Origin of the sequence: Microbacterium proteolyticum (assembly GCF_029639405.1) — a bacterium.
GTDB lineage: Bacteria > Actinomycetota > Actinomycetes > Actinomycetales > Microbacteriaceae > Microbacterium.
Genome location: NZ_CP121274.1, coordinates 1,204,210 through 1,226,410, shown reverse-complemented (window position 1 = coordinate 1,226,410; position 22,201 = coordinate 1,204,210). Strand labels below are relative to the sequence as shown.

The 22,201-nt window shown below is 70.2% G+C and carries 22 protein-coding genes and 1 tRNA gene; 10 read left to right on the top strand and 13 right to left on the bottom strand.

Annotated features, from left to right (window positions below; genetic code table 11):
- Positions 1-14: 14 nt before the first annotated feature.
- Entirely contained in the window at positions 15-302 is a 288-nt protein-coding gene (locus P8R59_RS06515; RefSeq protein ID WP_278103237.1) for a heavy-metal-associated domain-containing protein, read from the top strand.
- Positions 299-2,506 (top strand): heavy metal translocating P-type ATPase, encoded by a 2,208-nt coding sequence (locus P8R59_RS06510; RefSeq protein ID WP_278103236.1) that lies wholly within the window; start codon positions 299-301, stop codon positions 2,504-2,506. Before P8R59_RS06515 ends, P8R59_RS06510 begins: the two co-directional genes overlap by 4 nt.
- A 7-nt stretch (positions 2,507-2,513) precedes the next feature.
- Here P8R59_RS06510 and P8R59_RS06505 read toward each other — a convergent pair whose 3' ends face one another.
- The 8 genes from P8R59_RS06505 to P8R59_RS06470 all read right to left on the bottom strand — a co-directional run bounded on the left by P8R59_RS06505 (position 2,514) and on the right by P8R59_RS06470 (position 9,631).
- The gene (locus P8R59_RS06505; protein ID WP_278103235.1) at positions 2,514-3,473 is read right to left on the bottom strand and encodes a nucleoside hydrolase; all 960 of its coding nucleotides are present in this window, start codon (positions 3,471-3,473) and stop codon (positions 2,514-2,516) included.
- A gap of 58 nt (positions 3,474-3,531) precedes the next feature.
- Positions 3,532-4,338, bottom strand: a complete 807-nt coding sequence (locus tag P8R59_RS06500) for an IclR family transcriptional regulator domain-containing protein (RefSeq protein ID WP_278103234.1) — start codon at positions 4,336-4,338, stop codon at positions 3,532-3,534.
- Positions 4,339-4,371: 33 nt separating this feature from the next.
- Positions 4,372-5,547, bottom strand: a complete 1,176-nt coding sequence (locus P8R59_RS06495; protein WP_278103233.1) for a thiolase family protein — start codon at positions 5,545-5,547, stop codon at positions 4,372-4,374.
- Position 5,548: 1 nt separating this feature from the next.
- The gene (locus P8R59_RS06490; RefSeq protein WP_278103232.1) at positions 5,549-6,196 is read right to left on the bottom strand and encodes a 3-oxoacid CoA-transferase subunit B; all 648 of its coding nucleotides are present in this window, start codon (positions 6,194-6,196) and stop codon (positions 5,549-5,551) included.
- Complete coding sequence (locus P8R59_RS06485) at positions 6,193-6,939, bottom strand: 3-oxoacid CoA-transferase subunit A (RefSeq protein ID WP_278103231.1); 747 nt, start codon at positions 6,937-6,939, stop codon at positions 6,193-6,195. The genes P8R59_RS06490 and P8R59_RS06485 overlap by 4 nt, the downstream gene beginning before the upstream one ends.
- 408 nt (positions 6,940-7,347) lie before the next feature.
- Entirely contained in the window at positions 7,348-8,031 is a 684-nt protein-coding gene (locus P8R59_RS06480; protein ID WP_278103230.1) for a response regulator, read from the bottom strand.
- Between the two features lies 1 nt (position 8,032).
- Positions 8,033-9,337 (bottom strand): sensor histidine kinase, encoded by a 1,305-nt coding sequence (locus P8R59_RS06475; protein ID WP_278103229.1) that lies wholly within the window; start codon positions 9,335-9,337, stop codon positions 8,033-8,035.
- 210 nt (positions 9,338-9,547) lie between these two features.
- Positions 9,548-9,631: transfer RNA gene (locus tag P8R59_RS06470), tRNA-Leu, on the bottom strand.
- 153 nt (positions 9,632-9,784) lie between these two features.
- On the opposite strand from P8R59_RS06470, the gene P8R59_RS06465 reads away from it, so the two are divergent.
- Genes P8R59_RS06465 through pknB form a run of 7 tightly spaced genes read left to right on the top strand, consistent with a single transcriptional unit; the run spans position 9,785 to position 18,698 of the window.
- Positions 9,785-10,522, top strand: a complete 738-nt coding sequence (locus tag P8R59_RS06465) for an FhaA domain-containing protein (protein ID WP_077051033.1) — start codon at positions 9,785-9,787, stop codon at positions 10,520-10,522.
- Entirely contained in the window at positions 10,519-11,061 is a 543-nt protein-coding gene (locus tag P8R59_RS06460) for an FHA domain-containing protein FhaB/FipA (protein WP_278103228.1), read from the top strand. Before P8R59_RS06465 ends, P8R59_RS06460 begins: the two co-directional genes overlap by 4 nt.
- Positions 11,062-11,070: 9 nt before the next feature.
- Positions 11,071-12,309: a PP2C family protein-serine/threonine phosphatase gene (locus tag P8R59_RS06455; RefSeq protein ID WP_278103227.1), complete on the top strand. Its 1,239-nt coding sequence runs from the start codon at positions 11,071-11,073 to the stop codon at positions 12,307-12,309.
- On the top strand, positions 12,306-13,706 hold the full coding sequence (locus tag P8R59_RS06450; RefSeq protein WP_077051036.1) for an FtsW/RodA/SpoVE family cell cycle protein: 1,401 nt from the start codon (positions 12,306-12,308) through the stop codon (positions 13,704-13,706). Before P8R59_RS06455 ends, P8R59_RS06450 begins: the two co-directional genes overlap by 4 nt.
- A 46-nt stretch (positions 13,707-13,752) precedes the next feature.
- Complete coding sequence (locus P8R59_RS06445; protein WP_278103226.1) at positions 13,753-15,216, top strand: peptidoglycan D,D-transpeptidase FtsI family protein; 1,464 nt, start codon at positions 13,753-13,755, stop codon at positions 15,214-15,216.
- Positions 15,213-16,958: a serine/threonine-protein kinase gene (locus tag P8R59_RS06440; protein ID WP_077051038.1), complete on the top strand. Its 1,746-nt coding sequence runs from the start codon at positions 15,213-15,215 to the stop codon at positions 16,956-16,958. Before P8R59_RS06445 ends, P8R59_RS06440 begins: the two co-directional genes overlap by 4 nt.
- Before the next feature lie 39 nt (positions 16,959-16,997).
- Positions 16,998-18,698, top strand: coding sequence for a Stk1 family PASTA domain-containing Ser/Thr kinase (pknB, locus tag P8R59_RS06435; RefSeq protein ID WP_278103225.1), 1,701 nt, complete (start codon positions 16,998-17,000; stop codon positions 18,696-18,698).
- Here the strand turns inward: pknB and P8R59_RS06430 are convergent.
- The 3 genes from P8R59_RS06430 to P8R59_RS06420 are packed head-to-tail and all read right to left on the bottom strand — an operon-like array spanning position 18,680 to position 20,246.
- Positions 18,680-19,321 (bottom strand): anthranilate synthase component II, encoded by a 642-nt coding sequence (locus P8R59_RS06430; RefSeq protein ID WP_278103224.1) that lies wholly within the window; start codon positions 19,319-19,321, stop codon positions 18,680-18,682. The two genes, pknB and P8R59_RS06430, sit on opposite strands and share 19 nt — an antisense overlap.
- Complete coding sequence (locus P8R59_RS06425; RefSeq protein WP_278103223.1) at positions 19,318-19,473, bottom strand: hypothetical protein; 156 nt, start codon at positions 19,471-19,473, stop codon at positions 19,318-19,320. Before P8R59_RS06425 ends, P8R59_RS06430 begins: the two co-directional genes overlap by 4 nt.
- The gene (locus tag P8R59_RS06420; protein WP_278103222.1) at positions 19,473-20,246 is read right to left on the bottom strand and encodes a class E sortase; all 774 of its coding nucleotides are present in this window, start codon (positions 20,244-20,246) and stop codon (positions 19,473-19,475) included. The genes P8R59_RS06425 and P8R59_RS06420 overlap by 1 nt, the downstream gene beginning before the upstream one ends.
- A 54-nt stretch (positions 20,247-20,300) precedes the next feature.
- On the opposite strand from P8R59_RS06420, the gene P8R59_RS06415 reads away from it, so the two are divergent.
- Positions 20,301-20,540: a cell division protein CrgA gene (locus P8R59_RS06415; protein WP_076492674.1), complete on the top strand. Its 240-nt coding sequence runs from the start codon at positions 20,301-20,303 to the stop codon at positions 20,538-20,540.
- 62 nt (positions 20,541-20,602) lie between these two features.
- On the opposite strand, the gene P8R59_RS06410 is transcribed toward P8R59_RS06415, so the two are convergent.
- Together P8R59_RS06410 and P8R59_RS06405 are read right to left on the bottom strand one after the other, a co-directional pair.
- Complete coding sequence (locus P8R59_RS06410; RefSeq protein ID WP_278103221.1) at positions 20,603-21,532, bottom strand: rhomboid family intramembrane serine protease; 930 nt, start codon at positions 21,530-21,532, stop codon at positions 20,603-20,605.
- A gap of 16 nt (positions 21,533-21,548) precedes the next feature.
- Positions 21,549-22,106 (bottom strand): peptidylprolyl isomerase, encoded by a 558-nt coding sequence (locus tag P8R59_RS06405; protein WP_077051043.1) that lies wholly within the window; start codon positions 22,104-22,106, stop codon positions 21,549-21,551.
- Positions 22,107-22,201: the final 95 nt, after the last annotated feature.

Sequence of the window (22,201 nt, the reverse complement as noted above, 5' to 3'; positions counted from 1 at the left end):
CCGAGGAGAACACCATGAACGAACGCATCGATCTCGGTCTCCGCGAGGCTGCGGCATCCACTCCTCTTCCCGAGGGCGCGGTCATTCAGGAGATCGGCGTGACCGGGATGACGTGCGCGCACTGCGTCCGGAGCGTCACCGAGGAGATCTCCGAGATCGCGGGGGTGCACGGCGTGTCCGTCGACCTGCGCGTCGGGGAGGTCTCGCGCGTCACGATCGCCAGCGACTCCCCGCTCGACGCCGCCCTCGTGCGCGACGCCGTCGAGGAGGCCGGCTACGCCCTGGCGGCCGACCCGTCATGAGCACCACCGACGTCGAGCTCGACATCACCGGGATGACGTGCGCCTCGCGCGCCACCCGGATCGAGCGCAAGCTCAACAAGCTGCCCGGCGTCGAGGCATCCGTCAACTACGCCACCGAGAAGGCGCGCGTGCGCGGCGACGACCTCGACCCGGCGAATCTCATCGCGGTCGTCGAGGCCGCGGGCTACGCGGCCGCGGTACCCGCGCCGCCCGTCCCGGAGGAGGTCGCGACCGACCCCGAGACCGACGCCCTCCGCCGACGTCTGCTCATCAGCCTCGCGCTGGCCGTGCCCGTCGCCGTGCTGTCGATGATCCCGGCGCTGCAGTTCTCGAACTGGCAGTGGCTCGCGCTCACCCTGACGGCCCCGGTCGCGGTGTGGGGCGCGTGGCCGTTCCACCGCGCGGCGGCGGTCAACGCCCGCCATGGCGCCGTCACCATGGACACGCTCATCAGCCTCGGCGTCATCGCCTCGTTCGGCTGGTCGCTCTACGCCCTGTTCTTCGGCGGCGCGGGCATGCCCGGCATGAGAATGAGCTTCACGCTGTTCGGCGCACCGACCGCCGGCGCGCACGAGATCTACCTCGAGGTCGCCGCCCTCGTGACGGTGTTCCTCCTCGCCGGCCGCTACGCCGAGGCGCGGGCGCGCACGGCATCGGCGAGCGCACTGAAGGCCCTGCTGAACCTCGGCGCGACCTCCGCCACCAAGCTCGAGGACGGCCGCGAGCGCACCGTCCCGGTCGCGAGCCTCGTCGTCGGCGACGTGGTCGTGGTGCGTCCGGGCGAGAAGATCCCGTCGGACGGTCTCGTCATCGACGGAACCTCGGCGGTGGATGCCGGCATGCTCACCGGCGAATCCGTCCCGGTCGAGGTGGCCCCCGGTGCCGGCGTCGTCGGGGCGACGATCAACGTCGGTGGTCGTCTGGTCGTCGAGATCACGCGCGTGGGCGCCGACACCGAGCTCGCCCGTATGGGACGCCTGGTCGAGGAGGCGCAGACCGGCAAGGCCGAGGTGCAGCGGCTCGCCGACCGCGTCTCGGCGGTCTTCGTGCCGGTCGTCATCCTGCTCGCGATCGCGGCGTTCGCCGGCTGGCTCGGCGCGGGCGCGCCGCTCGAACTCGCGTTCACCGCCGCCGTGGCGACGCTCATCATCGCCTGCCCGTGCGCGCTGGGCCTCGCGACGCCCACCGCGCTGCTGGTCGGCACCGGGCGCGGGTCGCAGCTCGGCATCCTGATCCGCGGTCCGCAGGTGCTCGAGCAGACGCGCCGCGTCGACACGATCGTGCTCGACAAGACCGGCACTGTGACCACCGGCCGCATGGCCGTGACCGATGTGCTGCCCGCCGAGGGCGTGGACCGCGCCGAACTGCTCGCGGTCGCCGCGGCCGTCGAGGGCGGGTCGGAGCACCCGGTGGGTCGCGCGATCGCCGCGGCCGCGGGCACGGCGGCACCCGTCGAGTCGTTCGCCGCGCACGCGGGATACGGCGTCCAGGGTGTCGTGGACGGCTCCGCCGTGGTCGCCGGTCGGGTGTCGTGGCTGCGGGATCAGTGGAGCGTGAAGGTGCCGGCATCCGGAGTCTCCGATTCGGAGTCGCGTGGAACCGTCGTCGCCGTCGCGCGCGACGGGCGGTACCTCGGCGCGATCGCCGTCGCCGACACGATCAAACCGACGAGCGCCGAGGCGGTCGCGCGGTTCCGCCGCCTGGGCCTGCGCCCCGTGCTGCTCACCGGAGACAACGCCGCGACCGCCACCCGCGTCGGCGCCGACGTCGGGATCGACGACGTCCGCGCTGAGGTGACGCCGGCCGAGAAGCTCGACGTCGTCCGCGCGCTGCAGGCCGAGGGACGGGTCGTGGCCATGGTGGGCGACGGCGTCAACGACGCGGCGGCCCTCACCGCCGCCGACCTCGGCATCGCGATGGGCGGAGGGACGGATGCGGCGATCGCGGCGAGCGACGTCACGGTGGTGTCGGGCGATCTGCTCGTCGTCGCCGACGCCGTCCGTCTTGCGCGACGCACGCTCGGCACCATCAAGGGCAACCTGTTCTGGGCCTTCACCTACAACGTCGCCGCGATCCCCGTGGCGATGGCGGGGCTGCTGAACCCCGTCGTCGCGGCCGCCGCGATGGCGCTGTCGTCGGTGTTCGTCGTGACCAACAGCCTGCGGCTGCGGGGTTTCCGCGCCGAGCCGACGGCGGCGCACTGACGTCGCGTCATTCCGTCGACCTCCGGGCGGGGTCGCCGATCAGTTCGAGCGCCGTCACGACGAGGTCCCAGAACTTCGCGTGGTCCAGCTCCATGGCAGCGTGCGTGTGGCTCTCCGGGTCGCGCGGGTGACGGAAGTCGGCGACCGTCATCCCTCGTGTCAGCGTCCCGGTGAGCTCGACCTCGATGGGGACCGGAACGGTCTGGACGACGGATGGATCGATGACTCGTGCGACGGCCACGGGGTCGTGGACGGGAGGGGCGGCGAAGCCCTGCGTGTGGGCGTACGTCGTCGTGAAGAAGTGCAGGAGTTCGGTGACGAAGGCCGCCGGGCGGGTGCCTACGGCGGCGATGCGGTCGATCACGTCATCGGTGGCCAGCGCCTGGTGGGTGACGTCGAGACCGCACATCGTCACCTGCCAGGGCGCATCGAACACGATGTGCGCGGCTTCGGGGTCGACCACGATGTTGAACTCGCTCTTCGGCCCCCAGTTGCCCTCGCTGTGTCCGCCGCCCATGAGCACGACCTCGTGGACACGGTCGACGATGCGTGGCTCCAGACGCGCGGCCAGGGCGATGTTGGTGAGCGCGCCGGTCGGGACGAGAGTGATCGTGTCGGCGGGATGCGACATGACCAGTTCGATGATGAGATTCACCGCATGCTGGTCTTCCACTCTCATCGTGGGGTCGGGCAGCGTCGGCCCGTCCATCCCCGTGTCGCCGTGCAGAACGTCGGCGATCTCGAGCTCGCGGACGAGAGGGCGAGGGGAACCCGCCGCGAATCGGACTCCCGTTATTCCGGCGACCTCCGCGACGGCCAGCGCGTTGCGGGTGACCTTCTCGAGCGTCTGGTTGCCCGCCACGGTCGTGACCGCGAGCAGCTCGATGTCGGGGTGTCCGTGAGCGAGCAGAAGAGCGATGGCGTCGTCGTGGCCGGGGTCGCAGTCGAGGATGATCTTTCTCGCCATGTGAGGTTCTCTCTTCCTAGGTCGCGGGCGCCGAGATGGAGCCCACGACGTCCACCGGTCACGCCACCCGCAGGTCGGCCTCGATCGCGCGGGCCGCGGCGAGCAGCGCCGGGATCAGCCGGTCAGTGACCTCGGCCTCGGGGTAACGGCCGCTCGACATCGACAGGTTGATGGCTGCGACCACCGCGCCGTCCCGGCCGTGGACGGGAGCTGCGAGCGACTGCAGCCCCGGTTCGAGCTCGCCGTCGACGCGGGCCCAGCCCTGCGCGCGCACCCGCTCGAGTTCCTGCCGCACGGCGGCGGGGTCGGTCAGCGTCCGGGGGGTTCGGGGCGCCAGGGGCTCGGCATCCAGGATCCGATCTCGTTCGTCGGTGGATGCCGCGGCCAACAGGACGCGACCCATGCTCGTGATCGCGGCCGGGAACCGCGTGCCGACGGTGATGCCGACCGACATGATCCGGCGCACGGGTACGCGCGCGACGTAGACGATCTCGGCGCCGTCGAGGACGGCAGCCGACGCGCTCTCGCCGACCGCGCGCGACAGCGCCTCGAGGTGCGGCTGCGCGACCTCGGGGAGCGACAGGGCAGAGAGGTAGCTGTAGCCCAGCTCCAGCACGCGCGGGGTGAGGGCGAACGAGCGCCCGTCGTTCCGCACGTACCCGAGGCTCTGCAGCGTGCGGAGGAACCGTCCTGCGGCGGCCCGCGTCACACCGGCGCGGCGCGCGACGTCGCTCAGCGTCAGCTCGGGGTTGTCGGCGTCGAACGCGCGGATCACCGCGAGCCCGCGCACGAAGGCCTGCACGACCTCGCCGGGGCCGTCGCTGTCGTCCTCAGGCGCGGGGGCGAAAGGTTCGGCGTCGGTCACCGGCTCACCCTATCGATCCGTCGGTGAGCGACCTCACCGCTCGAGCACGACGGCGAGCCCCTGGCCCACGCCGATGCAGATCGCGACGACCGCGATTCCCGAGCCGCGGCGCGCGAGCTCGTGCGCCGCACGGCCGATGATGCGGCCGCCGGACGCGCCGAGCGGGTGCCCGATCGCGAGCGCACCGCCGTGGACGTTGAGCTTCTCGGGGTCGAGGTCGGGCCACCCGGCCAAGCACGCGAGCGACTGCGACGCGAAGGCTTCGTTGAGCTCGACGAAATCGACGTCGGCCCACGTCTTCCCGGCGCGCGCGAGCGCCTTGTTCGCGGCCTCGATCGGGGCGATCGGGAACACGTCGGGGTCGACGCCGTGGGCCGCGCGACCCGCGATGCGCGCGAGCGGCTCGGCATCCAGGGCTCCCTCGCCGCCGATGAGCACGGCCGAGGCTCCGTCGTTGATCGGCGAGGAGTTGCCGGCCGTGACGCTCCCCTGCCCGTCGGCGGCGAACAGCGCCTTCAGGCCCGCGAGCTTCTCGACGGAGGTGTCGTCGCGGATGCCCTCGTCGCGGGTCAGCGCGACCCCGGGCACGGCCACGATCTCCCCGTCGAAGACGCCCGCCGCCCACGCGGATGCCGCACGCTGGTGCGACCGCACGGCGAAGGCATCCTGCGCCTCCCGCGTGATGCCCCACTCGCGTGCGATCTTCTCGGCGGATTCGCCGTTCGAGATCGTCCAGTTCTTCGGCAGGGCGGGGTTGGTCATGCGCCACCCGATCGCGGTGTTCCACATGGTCGCGTTGCCGACCGCCGGGAACGGCTTCGCGGCCTTCTCCACGACGTACGGCGCACGGCTCATCGACTCGACGCCGCCGGCCAGCACGATGTCGGCGTCGCCGGACTCGATTGCGCGCGACCCCTGGATCACGGCCTCGAGCGACGACGCGCAGAGCCGGTTGACGGTGGCGCCGGTGACCGACGTCGGGAAGCCGGCGAGCAGCGCGCCGAAACGGGCGACGTTGCGGTTGTCCTCCCCGGCCTGGTTGGCATCCCCGAAGACGACGTCGTCGATGCGGGCGGGGTCGAGTCCGGTGCGCTCGACCGCCGCCTTCATGACCAGCGCGGCCAGATCGTCGGGGCGAACGGATGCCAGGGCTCCCCCGGCGCGACCGAACGGTGTGCGAACGGCGTCGTAGACGTAGCTGGCGGTCATGTCAGGCTCCTTGCTCGATCAGCGTGAGACCGAGCAGTTCCTCGATCTCGGCGTGCGTGTTGTCGCCGAACAGTTCCCGCACGCGGAGGCCGTCGGGGGTGACGTCGAAGACGCCGTGGTCGGTGTACACGCGGGAGACGCAGCCGACGCCGGTGAGCGGGTAGGTGCACGCCTCGACCAGCTTGGGGGCGCCCTGCTTGGTGAGCAGGTCGGTCATGACATAGACGTCCTTCGCTCCGATGGCGAGGTCCATCGCCCCACCGACGGCCGGAATCGCCCCGGGCTCGCCGGTCGACCAGTTCGCCAGATCACCGGATGCCGAGACCTGGAAGGCACCCAGCACGCACACGTCGAGGTGCCCGCCGCGCATCATGGCGAAGGAGTCGGCGTGGTGGAAGTAGGCGGCTCCGGCGAGCGCCGTGACCGGCTGCTTTCCGGCGTTGATGAGGTCGGGATCGACCGACCCCTCGACCGGCGCGGGGCCCATGCCCAACATTCCGTTCTCGGTATGCAGCACGATCTCGAGCCCCTCGGGCAGGTAGTCCGCCACGAGGGTCGGCGCGCCGATGCCGAGGTTCACCACGGCTCCCTCGGGGATGTCGGATGCCACGCGCGCGGCGAGCGCGGTGCGGGAGACGCGTGTGGTCATGAGTCCGCTCCGTTCCGGGCGAGCGGGCGCCCCTCGATGTCGACGCCGCCGACGAAGACGCCGTCCTGCAGCCACCGGCGCTCGCCCACGGCCACGACCCGGTCGACGTACAACCCGGGCGTGACGACGGACTCGGGGTCGAGGTCGCCGAGAGGCACGATCTCGTCGACCTGGACCACGCTGGTCTTCGCCGCGGCGGCCATGATCGGCCCGAAGTTGCGGGCGGTCTCGCGGTAGACGAGGTTGCCCCACCGGTCGGCGCGGTATGCGCTGACGAGCGCGACGTCGGCGTGGATCGGGTACTCGAGGACGTAGTCGCGGTCGTCGATGCGCCGCGTCTCCTTGCCCTCGGCGAGCTGGGTGCCGAACCCGGTCGGCGTGAAGAAGCCGCCGATTCCGGCGCCGGCCGCGCGGATCCGCTCGGCGAGGTTCCCCTGCGGCACGAGTTCGAGCTCGATCCTGCCGTCGCGGTACAGGCCGTCGAAGACCCACGAGTCGCTCTGCCGCGGGAACGAACAGATCATCTTGCGCACCTGGCCTGCCGCGAGCAGAGCCGCGAGTCCGGTGTCGCCGTTGCCGGCGTTGTTGTTGACGACGGTGAGGTCGCGGGCGCCGTGCGCGATGAGCGCGTCGATGAGTTCGACGGGCTGTCCGGCACGGCCGAATCCACCGATCATCACGGTCGAGCCGTCGGCGATGCCCGCCACGGCCGCCGCGAGGTCGGGCACGGTCTTGTCGATCATGGTTCCTCTGTTCGTTCAGCGAACGCCTGTTCGTTTGGCGAGCATATCGCGGATACTGCGCGCGCACCAGAGGCATCCACGCGGCGTTCGACGCGCGCCCCGGTCGTCCATTCGGATGACTTTCTTCCCGCTCTCCACCCGGCCGCGCATCGGATTCGCGGCCGAACCCCGCGATATTCCGCGGGACTTGACTCGGCGGGATGAAAAAGCCGCGGAGTGGCGGGCGAGAGCCGGGGTTACCGTCGCACGCAGGGACATCCGCTCACGCGTCGACGGTCTCGATGCAGGCGGCATCCGCTCGGGTCGGATGCCGAGGCGGGCGGGGGCTGTATTGGGGGCAGCCCCCGCCCCTCCCTCTTCCCGCCGAGATCACCTCACCGCGCCGACCGCGGCGAAGCGGGACGAGATTCATCCGTTCGGATGAGCCGCCAGCACGGAACGCACCCGGACGCCCCACAGCGCAAGTTGGGTGCGGTCGGCGGCGCCGGTCTTCCGCATCGAGGACTGCACATGGCTCCGGACGGTGTTGATCGACACGACGAGTTCCGCCGCGAGCTGTTCGTTCGAGGTGATCCCGTCGCTGAGGAGGCTGACGACCCGCGCCTCCGACGGGCTGAGGGATGCCGCCTTGGCCCGATCCTGGTCGGTGATGCGGCGCCGGGCGATGTCGGTGAGGACCGAGCGCGTCACGCGCGAGGACATCAGCGCCTCACCTCGGTGCGCGGCGCGGATGGCATCGACGAGCTGCGAGCTGTCGTGGGTCTTGAGCAGATACCCCGATGCCCCACTGCTCAGAGCGCTCATCACCAGATGGTCCTCGCCGTGGCTGGTCAGCGCGATGACACGGGTGCTGCCCCCCGACTCCTCGACGACCGTGCGCGTGGCGTCGATGCCGTTCATCTCGGGCATCTCCAGGTCCATCAGCACGACGTCCGCGTGCTCGGCGAGCGCACCTTTCACGGCGTCGCGGCCGGTGCCCGCCTCGCCCACGACGGTGATCCCGTCCGCGTTCTCCAGTCGGAGTCGCACGCCGCGACGGAACGGACGGTTGTCGTCGGCAATGAGCACCCTGATCGATGCGCTTTCCGTCACGTCATGCCTCCATCGTCCGGGGAAGCGGAATCTCCACCTCCACGCGCCAGCCCCCCGTGCCGTCGGCCCCCGCCGCGAGCGTCCCGTCGACGAGAGTGAGCTTCTGGCGCAGGTTATCCAACCCCCAGCCCAGCCCGAGACCAGGTTCGTCCGTCCGCGGCCGGCGCGGAGGACCGTTCCGCACGACCGCGACAAGACGGTCCGGCCGGATCCGCACCTGGATGCCGATCGGCGCACCGGCCGCGTGCTTGGCGGCATTCGACAGAGCCTCCTGGATGGCGCGGTAGGCGGTCGTCGACACCACCGCCGGCAGGACCTCGGGGTCGCCTTCGATCTCGGCCGAGACTTCTTTGCCGCGCTCTCGCCAGAACTCCACGAGCCCCTCGAGGTGGCGCAGATCGGGTGTGGGTGTGTGCGCCGTCGCCTCGACGGCACGCAGATCCCCGAGCGCACCGTAGAGGCTCGCCGCGGCATAGCGGCCCTCCGCGCGCACCTCGTCGATCAGTTGGAGCGCCTGCTGCGGATGCGCGGGCGCCAGGTCGGCCGAGGCGTCGCACAGCGACACCAGCCCGGCGAGGTGCTGACCGGCGACGTCGTGCAGTTCCTGGGCGATGCGTCCCCGCTCCGCGGCCCTCGACGCCTCGATCGCCTCCGCCTGCTGCAGTTGGATGTCCGCGGCCCGGCGACGCTCGCGCTCGGCCCGCCGCTCGAGTACGGCGTAAAGGGCGCCGAGCGCCACCCCGGCGAAGGACAGGGATGCCAACGACACCCCCTCCGTGAGCAGGAACGCGGCCACCGCCTCCGGGGGCGCCCCCACGCTCGCCGCCCACCCGCCGAGCGCCAAGGCGGACAGGGCGACGGTTCCGGCCGCCCACGTCGCCGCGACGGGGATCCGACGCGCGCTGCCCAGCGCTGCCATCGAGATCGCGATGACCAACTGCATCGGTGTCGCCCAGGTGGGCACACCGAGCGCCACGGCCACCACGAGATAACACGCCACCGCGCCGAGCATCCCGAGCTCGGGTCCCGTCCCCGACCGGGACACGCACACCGCTTGCGCGAGGCAGATGAACGCCGTCAACGCGATGACCGCCTGGGGCGGCAGAGTGTGGTCCCACTGGCCCGTGCCACTGAAGATCGCGAGCACGGGATCGCTGCAGACCTGCACCACCGTCGCCACGAAGACGACCGCGACGAAGACGGGGGACCGCAGCGTCCGCGCCACGGCGCTGATCGGAGGTGTGACGACCGCGTCGGAGGCGGTCTCATCGAGCAGCGGCCCGGGCTCCGACAGACGGGTCGTCATGAGGAGTCCGGTCGAGCCGCGATGAGGGTGAGGTGAAGCCGGTACGTCATAGGCGGCATTCTCCCGGCCCCCGGGTGAGTCCGCGCCGGGGCGAGCCGCGAAGGCGCGAATTTCGCGCAACTCCACGCTTCCCGGACCGCCGCGAGGACCTCCCGCACCCACCGAGAACGACGAAAGGCCCCGGATGAATCCGGGGCCTTCTTCGTTCTGTGCGCGAGGGGGGACTTGAACCCCCACGCCCTTGCGGGCACTGGCACCTGAAGCCAGCGCGTCTACCTATTCCGCCACTCGCGCGATTCGCTGCGTCCACGGATGCCGCAGACTCAACTTCCCGAGAATATCACGGCCACGGACCCCCGATGAAACGTGTCCGGGACCGGCATCCATGACCTGTCCAGGCGTGCTGACTACGATGTGCCTACTGGTCTGCCTGCCTGAAGGAGTCTCGTGGGGCTACTCGACAGTTTCGAGAAGGGTCTCGAACGCGCCGTCAACGGTGCGTTCGCGAAGACCTTCCGCAGTGGCATCCAGCCCGTGGAGATCGCCTCCGCGCTGCGGAGCGAGCTCGACAAGAACGCCGTCGTCGTGAGCCGTGAGCGCATCCTCGCGCCGAACGCCTTCACGGTGCGCCTGTCGCCCGCGGACGACGAGAAGATGAGCGCCCTCGGCTCGACCCTCGTGACCGAACTCGACACCCTCGTCAAGCAGCACGCCCGCACGCAGGGGTATTCGTTCGCCGGACCGGTGACGATCTCGGTCGAGCGCGACACCTCACTGTCGACCGGCACCCTTCGTGTGGATTCGCGCACGAGCGAGGGTCAGGTGTCGTGGCGCGGAGTCGTCGACATCAACGGCACCCGCCACCCGCTCGTGAAGGCCCGCACGGTCATCGGCCGCGGCAGTGACGCCGACATCACGATCCCCGACGCCGGCACGAGCCGCAAGCACGTCGAGATCCTGTGGGACGGCGAGCGCGCGATGGTCCGCGACCTCGGCTCGACCAATGGAACGACCCTCAACGGTCGGAAGGTATCCGAGGCCGCACTTCCGCCGGACTCGACCATCTCGATCGGCCGCACCGCTATCGTCTTCCGTGTGGTCGCGCAGGCACAGACCGCACGGCGAGCGGCGCCGTCCGATGCGACGCAGCTCTTCGACGTCCGGGACCGGGGGCCCCTGTCATGAGTCCACTGACTCTTCTTCTTCTGCAGGGCGGCTTCCTCGTGCTGCTCTGGTTCTTCGTGTTCGGCGTCGTCTATTCGCTGCGGGCCGATCTGTTCGGCGTGAAGGTCCGCAAGCTCCCCGAGCCCTCGGCATCCGCCCCGGCTCCCTCAGCCCCCGCCCCCACGTCGTCGCCGAACGCCGAGACGACGCAGGTGAAGCGTCCCGCCGCACCGGTCCCCGCCCCCGCCGGCGGCCTCGCGACGACCGCGTCCGTCTCGCGCATCGTCATCACGAGCGGTCCCAAGGCGGGGCTCGAACTCCCCCTCGGAACCGAACCCCTCACCATCGGCCGCTCGAGCGAGTCGGGCCTGGTCATCCGCGACGACTACACCTCCAGCCACCACGCACGACTCGTGCTATGGGGCGACCAGTGGATGCTGCAGGACCTCGACTCCACGAACGGGACCACGCATGACGGGGTGCGGGTGGCATCCCCGGTCCAGGTGAAGGTGGGCGCTCCGATCAAGGTCGGCGCGACGACCTTCGAGTTGCGGAAGTAACCCGCCTCCATGGTCTTCCAGGGCTCGAGCGCGGCCATCTCCCACACGGGCAAGGTGCGCTCCAACAATCAGGACTCCGGCTACGCCGGGTCCAACCTCTTCGTGGTCGCCGACGGCATGGGCGGTCACGCCGGAGGTGATGTCGCCTCGAGCCTGGCGATCGCGGCACTGACCGAGCTGGACCAGCCGTTCCCCAGCACGACCGCGGCCGAGCACGCCCTCCGCGACGCCCTCGCCGACACCGCGACGACCCTCATCGACACGGTTGCGCGTCGTCCGGAGCTGGCCGGCATGGGCACGACCGTCAGCGCGGTCATCATGGTCGACGACTACGCCGTCATCGGGCACATCGGCGACTCGCGCGTCTACCTGTACCGCGACGACACGCTGACGCAGATCACCACGGACCACACCTTCGTGCAGCGCCTCGTCGATTCGGGTCGCATCACCCCCGAAGAGGCGCGGTACCACCCGCGCCGGTCGGTGCTCATGCGCGTGCTCGGCGACATGGATCCCGATCCCGAGGTCGACACGTTCATCATGCCGACGCAGGACGGCGACCGCTGGTTGCTCTGCTCCGACGGTCTCTCCGGCGTCGTCGACGACGCGCACACGACCAAGGCGCTCGCGCTCGGGATGCCACCCGCCCGCACCGCGGACGCGCTGCTGAAGCAGGCGCTCGACGGCGGTGCCCCCGACAACGTCACCGTCGTCATCGTCGATGTGGGCGGTCAGCACCCCGTGTTCATCGGGACGCCGACGATCGTCGGCTCGGCCTCGAACCCCAGCGGCGTCATGGTCTCGCCCGTGCGCCCCGCGCGGTCGACGTGGCTGCACTCGGCGCGCCAGGCGGCGAACGAACCGACGCACTTCGAGCCGGCGGCCGAGTTCCTGGAAGAACTCATCGAGGAGGATCGTCGCCGCGCCCGTCGCCGGCGCCTGGGCTGGCTCGCCGCCCTCATCCTCGTGCTCGCCGGGATCGGTGCGGGCCTGTTCGCCGGCTACCAGTGGACGCAGACGCGCTACTACGTCGGCGCCGACGACAACTCGGTGGTGATCTATCGCGGCATCCAGCAGTCCATCGGGCCGCTGTCGCTGTCGACCGTCTACGAGGACACGAACATCGTGCTCGCCGACCTGTCCGAGTTCGATCGGCAGACGGTGGAGGCGACCATCTCGGCGCGTTCCCTCTCGGACGCCGAGCTCATCGTGGATCGTCTGCGTCCGGAACCGGAGGCCACGGGATGACCGACCAGAAGCTGACGCGATCGCCAGAGGTGTCCACCGACACCGCCGTGATGCGCGCGCTGAAGAAGATCCGGACGCCCGCCAAGCAGCGCAACCGCGAGCTCGGCCTGCTGCTGTTCGCGATCGCCGTCTACGGCGCGGCGATCGTGCTGGTGCAGCTCGGGGTGAACGGCGCGATCGAGTCGGGCTACCTGATGCTCGCCGGCATCCCCGCCCTGCTCGCGCTCGTCCTCCACGTCGTGCTGCGCCTGCGCGCCCGGGACGCCGACCCGTTCGTGCTCCCCATCGCGACCGTCCTCACGGGCCTCGGGATCGCGATGATCTACCGGATCGACCTCGCGGTGGGTCTGAAGGGGTGGGATGCCACGGCCATCCGCCAGATCGCCTGGGCGGCGATCGCCCTGGTCGCGGCCCTGCTCGTGGTCGTCTTCGTGCGCAACTACCGCGTCCTGTTCCGGTACACGTACCTCTCGGGCCTCATCGGCATCCTGCTGCTCCTGCTCCCCTTCGTCCCGGGCCTGGGCACCGAGCAGAACGCGGACGTGTGGGTCTCGCTCGGGTTCGTGTCCTTCCAGCCGGGCGAGCTCGCCAAGATCGCGTTGGCGATCTTCTTCGCCGGCTACCTCGTGCGCACCCGCGAGAGCCTCACCTCCACGGGGACGCGCTTCCTGTTCATGACGTGGCCGCGCGCCCGCGAGCTGGGTCCGCTGCTGATCATCTGGCTCGTCTCGCTCGGCATCATCGTGCTCCAGCGCGACCTCGGCACGGGCCTGCTGATCTTCGGGATGTTCGTCGCGATGCTCTACGTCGCCACCGGCAAGACCAGCTGGGTCCTGATCGGTGTCGTCCTGGCCGCGACCGGGGCGTTCCTGGCATCCCGCGTCCTGCCGTACGTCAACGGCCGCTTCACGAACTGGCTCGACGCCTTCAACCCCGAGGTCATCGATGCCGACGGCGGCAGCTACCAGCTGACCCAGGGCATCTTCGGCCTCGCCCACGGCGGTCTCTTCGGCACGGGACTCGGTCAGGGCCGCCCGTACATCACGCCGCTGTCGCAGAGCGACTACATCGTGCCGAGCCTCGGCGAGGAGCTGGGTCTCGTCGGCCTGTTCGCGATCCTCGCGCTCTACATGGTCTTCGCGAGCCGCGGCATCCGGGTCGGTCTCGCCGGCCAGGACGACTTCGGCAAGCTCCTCGCGACGGGCTTCTCCTTCACGATCGCGCTGCAGGTGTTCATCATGGTCGGCGGTGTGACCCGGGTCATCCCCCTCACCGGCCTCACCACTCCGTTCCTCGCCGCCGGCGGATCGTCGCTGGTCGCGAACTGGATCATCGTGGCGTTCCTCCTGCGCATCTCGGATGCCGTCCGCAGCCGTCCCCGGGTGGTGATCGGCTGATGAGCACCGTCCCGTCCGTCCGCACCCGCACCCTGGAGGAGGCACCGTGACCAAAGAACTCCGACGCCTCAGCATCGTCATGCTGGCGATGTTCCTCGCGCTGTTCGTGTCGACCAGCGTCATCCAGGTCGGCCAGGCGGCCAACCTCGCGAACACCGCCGGCAACCGGCGTGCGCTGTACGACTCCTACGAGATCCAGCGCGGCTCGATCATCGTCAGCGGAACGGCGATCGCCTCGTCCGTCCCCTCCGAGGACGTCTACAGCTGGCAACGTCAGTACGTGGATGCCGACATGTGGGCGCCCGTCACCGGCTACATGAACCCCGTCCTCGACGCGCGGACCCGGATCGAGTCCGCCGAGAACGCCGTGCTCAGCGGTTCCGACGAGAACGACTTCTTCAGCCGCATCGAACGCACCGTGACGGGCGAGGTGCAGCGCGGGTCGAACGTCGAACTCTCCCTGGATGCCGACGTCCAGCGGGCCGCCTGGGACGCCCTCGGCGACCAGCAGGGCGCCGTCGTCGCGATCGAGCCGTCCACGGGCCGGATCCTGGCCATGGTGTCCAAGCCGAGTTACGACACCAACCTGCTCGCCGTGCACGATGCGGACGCGGTGAACGCCGCGTACGACCAGCTCACCGCCGACCCGTCGAAGCCGCTCGACAATCGGGCGATCGAGGGCGATCTCAACCCGCCCGGCTCGACCTTCAAGCTCGTCGTGGCCTCGGCAGCCCTCGCATCCGGCCGCTACACGCCCGACTCGACGTTCCCGAACGTCTCCTCGTACACGCTGCCCCAGTCCTCGAGCGTCGTGAGCAACGCCGGTGGCGGAGCGTGCGGCGACGGCGACACCGTCACGATCGCGACGGCTCTGCGCCTGAGCTGCAACATCCCGATGGCGGAGCTCGCCGTCGAGCTCGGCGACGACGCGATCCGCGCCGAGGCCGAGAAGTACGGCTTCAACTCCTCGTTCGCGATGGTCCCGGACTCGACCTTCGCCTCCACGCCCTCGACGTACCCCTCGAACCTCGACGCGCCCCAGACGGCGCTCAGCGGCTTCGGCCAGGGGCAGGTGCGCGCGACTCCGCTGCAGATGGCGATGGTGTCGGCCGGCATCGCGAACGACGGCGTCGTCATGAACCCGCGCATGATCGACCGGGTGATCCGAACGGACCTCTCGAGCACCGAGGGATCCAGCAGCGAGTACGGCCGCGCGCTGGACTCCAACCTCGCGGCCCAGATGGTCACGATGATGAAGGCGAACGTCCAGGACGGCGCGGCGTCGAATGCAAGAATAGACGGGGTCGAGGTGGCGGGTAAGACCGGCACCGCAGAGAACGACACTCGTCCCTACACTCTCTGGTTCACCGGATTCGCCCCGGCGGACGACCCGAAGGTCGCTGTCGCTGTCGTGGTGGAGAACGGCGGGGGCCAGGGTCAGAGCGGGAGCGGCAACGAGATCGCCGCCCCGATAGCGAAGAAGGTCATGGAGGCGGTGCTGGGCAAATGAGACCGACGCAAGGAGTGACCTTCGGAGGACGCTACGAGCTGGATTCGCGGATCGCGATCGGCGGGATGGGCGAGGTGTGGGAAGCGACGGACCACGTCATCGGACGTACCGTCGCGATCAAGATCCTCAAAGACGAGTACATGGGCGACCCCGGCTTCCTCGAGCGCTTCCGCGCCGAGGCGCGCCACGCCGCACTCGTCAACCACGAGGGCATCGCGAGCGTGTTCGACTACGGCGAGGAGGACGGCAGCGCCTTCCTCGTGATGGAGCTCGTGCCCGGCGAGGCGCTCTCCACGATCCTCGAACGCGAGGGGTCGCTGTCGACCGACAAGACCCTCGACATCGTGGCGCAGACGGCGGCGGCCCTGCAGGCCGCGCACGCCGCCGGCCTCGTCCACCGCGACATCAAGCCCGGCAACCTGCTGATCACGCCCGACGGTCGGGTGAAGATCACCGACTTCGGCATCGCCCGCATCGCCGACCAGGTGCCGCTCACCGCGACCGGTCAGGTCATGGGAACGGTGCAGTACCTGTCGCCCGAGCAGGCGTCCGGCCACCCGGCATCCCCCGCGACCGACATCTACTCGCTCGGCATCGTCGCGTACGAGTCCCTCGCGGGCAAGCGTCCGTTCACGGGCGAGTCGCAGGTCGCGATCGCGATGGCGCAGATCAACGAGCAGCCCGCGCCGCTGCCGCCCACCGTCGCCGTCCCGGTGCAGAACCTCGTGATGGCGATGATCGCGAAGAAGCCCGACGACCGCCCGGCCTCAGCTGCTGCCGTGTCGCGCGCGGCGACGGCGCTTCGTCGCGGAGACCTGGCCGCGGCCGCCGGTGCCGTCCCCGCGATCGCCGCGGGTGTCGCGGTCGCCGACGAGGCCACGCAGCTGCTCACCGCGGGGCAGACCTCCGCCGCGACGCGCCTGCTGCCTGCACCCGCCGCGACGTCGCTCCTCTCCGAGGAGCACACGGAAGAGGACGCCCGCCCGCAGAAGAAGAAGCGCAGCCCGTGGACGTGGCCGTTGGTCGCTCTCATCGCGCTGCTGCTGCTCGTTCTGGGCGGCACGCTGTTCGCGGTGCTCAGCAACCAGAACTCGGCCGATCCCGACCCGTCCCCGTCGACGTCCGGCTCCGCGACTCCCTCGCGCAGTGCCTCGACCCCGTCGTCGACCCCGACGCAGTCCTCGCAGCTCATCGACGTCAACGCGCTCGGCCTGCCGGGCAAGACGTGCGACGAGGCCAGCGCGATCCTCGGCGACGCCGACCTCGGCGCCAACTGCGAGACCGGCAATGCCGCGACCTCGCCCGAGCAGGTCGGCACCGTCGACACCGTGACCCCCACCGGTCGCGTCCCCGCGGGAACGGTCATCACTCTGCGCGTGTTCGGCGAGCAGACGCAGCTTCCCACGCCGGCCACGCCGACCATCGAGCCGAGCCAGGCCACGGCCGGCGGCACCGTCGAGGTCACCTGGCAGGCGTACACCTGCCCGTCCGGCACCGGAAACGTCGCGTCGTACAACTTCACCGCGACCCAGGGCACGTTCCAGAACGGTCAGTCGACGTCGTCGTTCGCGCCCGATGCACGCAGCGCGCAGCTCCAGGTCAGCAACTCGCCCGGGCAGACGCTGAAGGTGACGTACACGGTGAGCTGCTCCGGCACCGACCGGACCGTCTCGTCCGGCGAGGCGACCGCGGCGATCACGGGCGCCAGCACGCCCACGCCGAACCCCAGCGCCAGCCGCTGACCCGCGAAACCGATCCCCCACCACGCCAGGAGTTCCCCCGTGACCACTGAGACGCGCGTCCTCTCCGGACGCTACCGCGTCGACGACCTCATCGGTCGTGGCGGTATGGCCAGCGTCTACCGCGGCTACGACCAGACGCTCGGGCGCACGGTGGCGATCAAGATCCTCAAGGCCGACCTCGCCGGCGACGCCGCGTTCCGCACGCGGTTCCGTCTCGAGGCCCAGGCGGCGTCGCGCATGGCGCACCCGACGATCGTGCGGGTGTTCGATGCGGGCGAGGACGTCGAGGTGGGAGCCGACGGGCACGAACGTCCCGTTCCGTACATCGTCATGGAGCTGGTCCACGGGCGCCTCCTGAAAGACGTCGTCGCGGCGGGCCCGGTGCCCATCGACGACGCGTTGCGCTACGTCGACGGCATCCTGGAGGCCCTCGAGTACTCGCACCGTGCCGGTGTCGTGCACCGCGACATCAAGCCCGGCAACGTGATGATCACCGACTCCGGTCGCATCAAGGTCATGGACTTCGGGATCGCCCGCGCGGTGTCCGACTCCTCCTCCACGGTCGCCGAGACCACGGCGATCGTGGGCACGGCGGCGTACTTCTCGCCGGAGCAGGCGAAGGGCGAGTCGGTCGACGCGCGCGCCGACCTGTACTCCACCGGTGTCGTGCTCTACGAGCTCCTCACCGGCCGTCCCCCGTTCCGGGGCGACACCCCGGTCGCCGTGGCGTACCAGCACGTGAGCGAGGCGCCCCTCCCTCCCAGCGAGATCAACGACACGGTCCCGCGCGCGCTCGACGCGGTCGTCCTCCGCGCCCTCGCGAAAGACCCGTTCCAGCGCCCGCAGGACGCCGCCGGTTTCCGCGAAGACCTGGATGCCACGGTCGAGGGCAAGGAACCCACGAAGCGTCAGATGTCGGCGCTGTCGAACGAGCTGTACGGCCCGAACCCGCGTCAGGCGGCGGAGACCGCGCGGTCGCTCCGTCAGCTCAGCACCGACACCACGATGCGCCGCACGCAGCCCGGTCCGCCGGTCGCGTGGATCTGGGCCGGAGTCGCCATCCTGGCCGTCCTCCTCATCTCGGTTCTGCTCTGGGTCATCCAGATCCAGCCGTCGACGGACGTGCCCTCGGCCGGACGCACGGTCCCGAACGTCGTCGACATGACCTACGACGACGCGGTCCAGGCGCTCGAGAAGGAAGACCTCTCCGCCAAGCGCATCGACGTCGCCGATGCCACCATCGCGGCCGGCAACGTGGTGCGCACGACCCCCGGCGCCGACACGTCGGTCGCCGCGGGTCAGGAGGTGTCCGTCTATGTCTCCTCGGGTGCCGATACCGCGAAGGTCCCGACGCTCGAGGGGATCACCGAGACCGAGGCCCGCGCTGCGCTCGAGTCCGCCGGCCTGTCCCTCGGCCTGGTGCAGCGCAAACCCGATCCGGCCCTCGCCGCGGGCGTCGTGATGACGGCGAGCGTGGCATCCGGAACCGAGGTCGCCAAGGGCACCACCGTCAACCTCGTCGTCGCCAGCGGAACCGTCGTCATCGTCAACTACGAGGGCTATCCCGTCGACGTCGCCAAGCGCGAGCTGGAGTCGGACGACAAGCAGCTGACCGTGAGCACGCAAGAGGATGCCGGCTGCCCGGCCACGACCCCGTCGCTGGTCAAGACGCAGTCGCTCGCGCCCGGCGAGGTGCCGGTGCACAGCGAGATCACTCTGACCTACTGCACCGGTCCCTGACCCCGTCGGGGGTGCAGGCTCCGCCCGCGCTCAGCCGCGCCTCGGAGTCCGGCATCCTCGAGCCAGCGGCCGAGCAGAGCGTGGCCGCCCTCGGTGAGGATGCTCTCGGGGTGGAACTGCACGCCGGTCAGTGGCGCGTTGCGGTGGGCGAGACCCATGATGACGCCGCTCTCGCTGCGGGCGGTGACGACGAGATCGTCCGGCACGGTGGCGGGGTCCACGGCGAGCGAGTGGTAGCGCGTGGCCCGGAACCCATCGGGCAGGTCCGCGAACACGCCGAGACCGTCGTGGTGCACGGAACTGGTGATCCCGTGGAGCAGTTCGGGCGCTCTGGTCACTTCCGCTCCGAAGGCCACCGCGAGGGCCTGATGCCCCAGACACACCCCGAGGAGGGGGATGCCGTCGGCGTGGGCCGCACGCACGACGTCTATCGACGCGCCGGCGTCGACGGGATGCCCCGGCCCGGGGGAGACCAGCACGGCGTCCGCGGCCGCGACCGCGGCGACGACACCGGGGGCGGTGGCCGGGTGCATCGTCACGCGGGCGCCGAGACCCGCGACGTAGCCGGCGAGTGTGTGCACGAAGCTGTCGCGATTGTCCACGACGACGACGTGGAAGCTCACTCGACCGTGACCTCCTGTGGATAGAGGATGTCGCTCACCCACGGGAAGGCATAGAAGAACAGCCCGTAGAGGACGGCGGCGACCAGCACGAGGACGATGAGCAGGCGGACCCACCAGGGTCCGGGCAGCACGCGCCAGAGGGCTCCGTACATCAGGCGGCTCCGGTGGTCAGCGACGCGGGCGGTCCGTCCGCGCGGGGGGTGAAGGACTCGAAGACGCCGTACGCGATGGCGCGTTCCGTGGAGCCGTACCGCGGGCTGCACGTGGTCATCGTGATCAGCTTGTCGGTGGCCTGGACCTCGGGCTGCTGCGGGGTCGGAAGCAGCACCTCGACGCCGTCGGGGCGGACGTACTCGAGGTTGCGGAAGCGATAGGTGTACCAGCCGTCGGGCGTCTCGACGACGACCGCGTCACCGATGCGCAGCGACGGCAGGTCGGCGAAGGGGGCGCCGTGGCTGCCGCGGTGCCCGGCGATGGCGAAGTTGCCCTGCTGACCCGGCATCGCGGTGTCGGGGTAGTGGCCGATCCCGATGGGGTCCAGGGTCACCGAGGCGCTCACGCCCCCGGCGAGCTTGAACTGGTAGTCGGGTCCGAGACGGGGGACCCGGAGCACTCCGAAGACCTCGCCGTTCCCGGGCTGCGCCAGGGCGGGAGCCTCCACGGGACCGGAGCCGTCGGGCGAGGCCGAAGGGCTCGGGGTCGCCGGAGCGGCCGCCCACTCCTCGGTCAGGGCGCCGGCTTCGCTCTTGAACTGGGCGCCGATGATCGCATCGCCGATCCACAGTTGCCAGCCGACGAAGAGGAGCACGACCACGCCGGCCGTCAGCAGCAGATCCCCGAGCACGCCCAGCACGGTGACCCGGCGTCGTCGTTGCGGACGACGTCGGGACGCGCGGCGCGTGAGGGGCTGCTCGACCGTGGACACCAGGCGAGTCTAGTTCCGTGGGTGGAGAGTGACCTGGCCGTTAGACTGGCCCGCATGGCACGTACTGGCAACGGCGAAGACCCGATCGCTGAGCGCAACGAGAACGGTTCCACGCCCAACCCGGTGTGGTTCCTCCCGATCATGATCGGTCTCATGCTCGTCGGCTTGGTATGGGTGCTCGTCTTCTACTTGAGCAACTCGCAGTTCCCCGTGCCGGGCATCGGCGCGTGGAACCTCGTCATCGGATTCGGGATCGCCTTCGTCGGCTTCCTGATGACGACGCGCTGGCGCTGACTCCCGCGCGACTTACACGCGTGTAATTCATCCCCACCTGTGGATGAGCCTGTGGATAACTCTCAGTAGTAGACCACGACGGGGATCACGAGCAGCCCGAACAGCACGATCGTGAGGGCGATCAGCAGCCCGATCTGAACGGGACGCTGGCGGAGCAGCCGCGTGCGCGCGTAGATCAATCCGACGAGGGCACCGACGACGAGCCCGCCGAGGTGCGCCTGCCACGAGACGCCGACGTTAGCGAGCGCCGCACCGAAGTCGCCGGTGGTCAGCGACGAGATGAAGGCCACCACGAACGGCCACGCGAAGTTGATGCCGATGAGCACCGCGATGACGCGGATGTCGGCGCCGATGTGCCGGCCGATGACCAGGAGCGCGCCGAAGAGCGCGAAGATCGCCCCGGAGGCACCCACGACGATCGTGGAGGGGGCGAGAAGCGCCACGGCGACCGAGCCGCCGAGTGCACCGAGCAGGTACAGCACGACGAACCGCCAGCGGCCGAGCAACGGCTCGAGGTTGCGGCCGATGAACCACAGCGCCAGCATGTTGAGGCCGATGTGGAAGAACCCGGAGTGGACGAGAGCCGCGGTGAACAGGCGCCAGGGCTCGATCGGTCCGAACTGCGGGACGAGGAACGGTGGGTAGAACGCCAGCGCGTTGCTGATGATGCCGCCGACGCCGGGGACGAGGCCGATCACGTAGGCCAGCCCGGTGATCGCGATGATCGTCAGCGTCGCGACGGGCCTGCCGCTCGCGACCGCGGCCATCGGGGCCGAACGCGACCAGCGGCGCTGCGCCTTCTTCTGCGCCGGAGTCTCGGTGGCCTGCTGCTGGGCCATGCACTCCGGGCAGATGACGCCGACGGCGGCGGGGGTCCGACACTCGGGGCATACCGTGCGCAGACACCGCTGACAGAGCACGAAGCTCTGCCGGTCGGGATGCCGGTAGCAGAAGTTGTCGCTGTTGCGACGGAACTCCTCGGTCGTAGACACCCGCCGCCGCCGAAGGTCAGACGGCGACGACGTCGACCGACTCGAGCACGACCGGCTCGACGGGGCGGTCGCCGGCGGCCGTGGCCACCTTGCTGATCGCGTCGACGACCTTCTTCGACGCGTCGTCGGCGACCTCGCCGAAGATGGTGTGCTTGCCCTGGAGCCACGGGGTCGGGTCGGTGGTGATGAAGAACTGCGAGCCGTTCGTGCCCTCGGGCTGACCGGTGATGGCGTTGCGGCGGAGACCGGCGTTGGCCATGGCCAGCTTGTAGGGCGCGGCGAAGTCGAGCTCGGGGTGGATCTCGTCGTTGAACGTGTAGCCGGGGCCGCCGACGCCCTGACCGAGCGGGTCGCCGCCCTGGATCATGAAGCCGGGGATGATGCGGTGAAACACGACGTTCGAGTACAGGGGCCCCTCGCCCTTGGCGCCCGTGGCCGGGTTGGTCCATTCCTGGGTGCCGTCGGCGAGACCGACGAAGTTCCGGACGGTCCGGGGAGCGTGGTCTCCGAACAGGTTGACGACGATGTCGCCGTGGTTGGTGTGAAGGGTCGCAACGGCGGTGTGGGAAGCCATGGGTACATTCTCTCAGAGTTATCTGCAAGGGTTCGCGGACCGGGACCCCCGTTCTGGCAAGATGAATCGCGTACATCCCATCGACAGGGAGGATG

What these genes read in the sequence shown, in the direction of transcription:
- P8R59_RS06515 (WP_278103237.1), top strand. Translation starts at nt 15, where the DNA reads ATGAACGAACGCATCGATCTCGGTCTCCGCGAGGCTGCGGCATCCACT.
- P8R59_RS06510 (WP_278103236.1), top strand. Translation starts at nt 299, where the DNA reads ATGAGCACCACCGACGTCGAGCTCGACATCACCGGGATGACGTGCGCC.
- P8R59_RS06505 (WP_278103235.1), bottom strand. Translation starts at nt 3,473, where the DNA reads ATGGCGAGAAAGATCATCCTCGACTGCGACCCCGGCCACGACGACGCC.
- P8R59_RS06495 (WP_278103233.1), bottom strand. Translation starts at nt 5,547, where the DNA reads ATGACCGCCAGCTACGTCTACGACGCCGTTCGCACACCGTTCGGTCGC.
- P8R59_RS06490 (WP_278103232.1), bottom strand. Translation starts at nt 6,196, where the DNA reads ATGACCACACGCGTCTCCCGCACCGCGCTCGCCGCGCGCGTGGCATCC.
- P8R59_RS06485 (WP_278103231.1), bottom strand. Translation starts at nt 6,939, where the DNA reads ATGATCGACAAGACCGTGCCCGACCTCGCGGCGGCCGTGGCGGGCATC.
- P8R59_RS06475 (WP_278103229.1), bottom strand. Translation starts at nt 9,337, where the DNA reads ATGACGACCCGTCTGTCGGAGCCCGGGCCGCTGCTCGATGAGACCGCC.
- P8R59_RS06460 (WP_278103228.1), top strand. Translation starts at nt 10,519, where the DNA reads ATGAGTCCACTGACTCTTCTTCTTCTGCAGGGCGGCTTCCTCGTGCTG.
- P8R59_RS06455 (WP_278103227.1), top strand. Translation starts at nt 11,071, where the DNA reads ATGGTCTTCCAGGGCTCGAGCGCGGCCATCTCCCACACGGGCAAGGTG.
- P8R59_RS06450 (WP_077051036.1), top strand. Translation starts at nt 12,306, where the DNA reads ATGACCGACCAGAAGCTGACGCGATCGCCAGAGGTGTCCACCGACACC.
- P8R59_RS06440 (WP_077051038.1), top strand. Translation starts at nt 15,213, where the DNA reads ATGAGACCGACGCAAGGAGTGACCTTCGGAGGACGCTACGAGCTGGAT.
- P8R59_RS06425 (WP_278103223.1), bottom strand. Translation starts at nt 19,473, where the DNA reads ATGTACGGAGCCCTCTGGCGCGTGCTGCCCGGACCCTGGTGGGTCCGC.
- P8R59_RS06415 (WP_076492674.1), top strand. Translation starts at nt 20,301, where the DNA reads ATGGCACGTACTGGCAACGGCGAAGACCCGATCGCTGAGCGCAACGAG.
- P8R59_RS06405 (WP_077051043.1), bottom strand. Translation starts at nt 22,106, where the DNA reads ATGGCTTCCCACACCGCCGTTGCGACCCTTCACACCAACCACGGCGAC.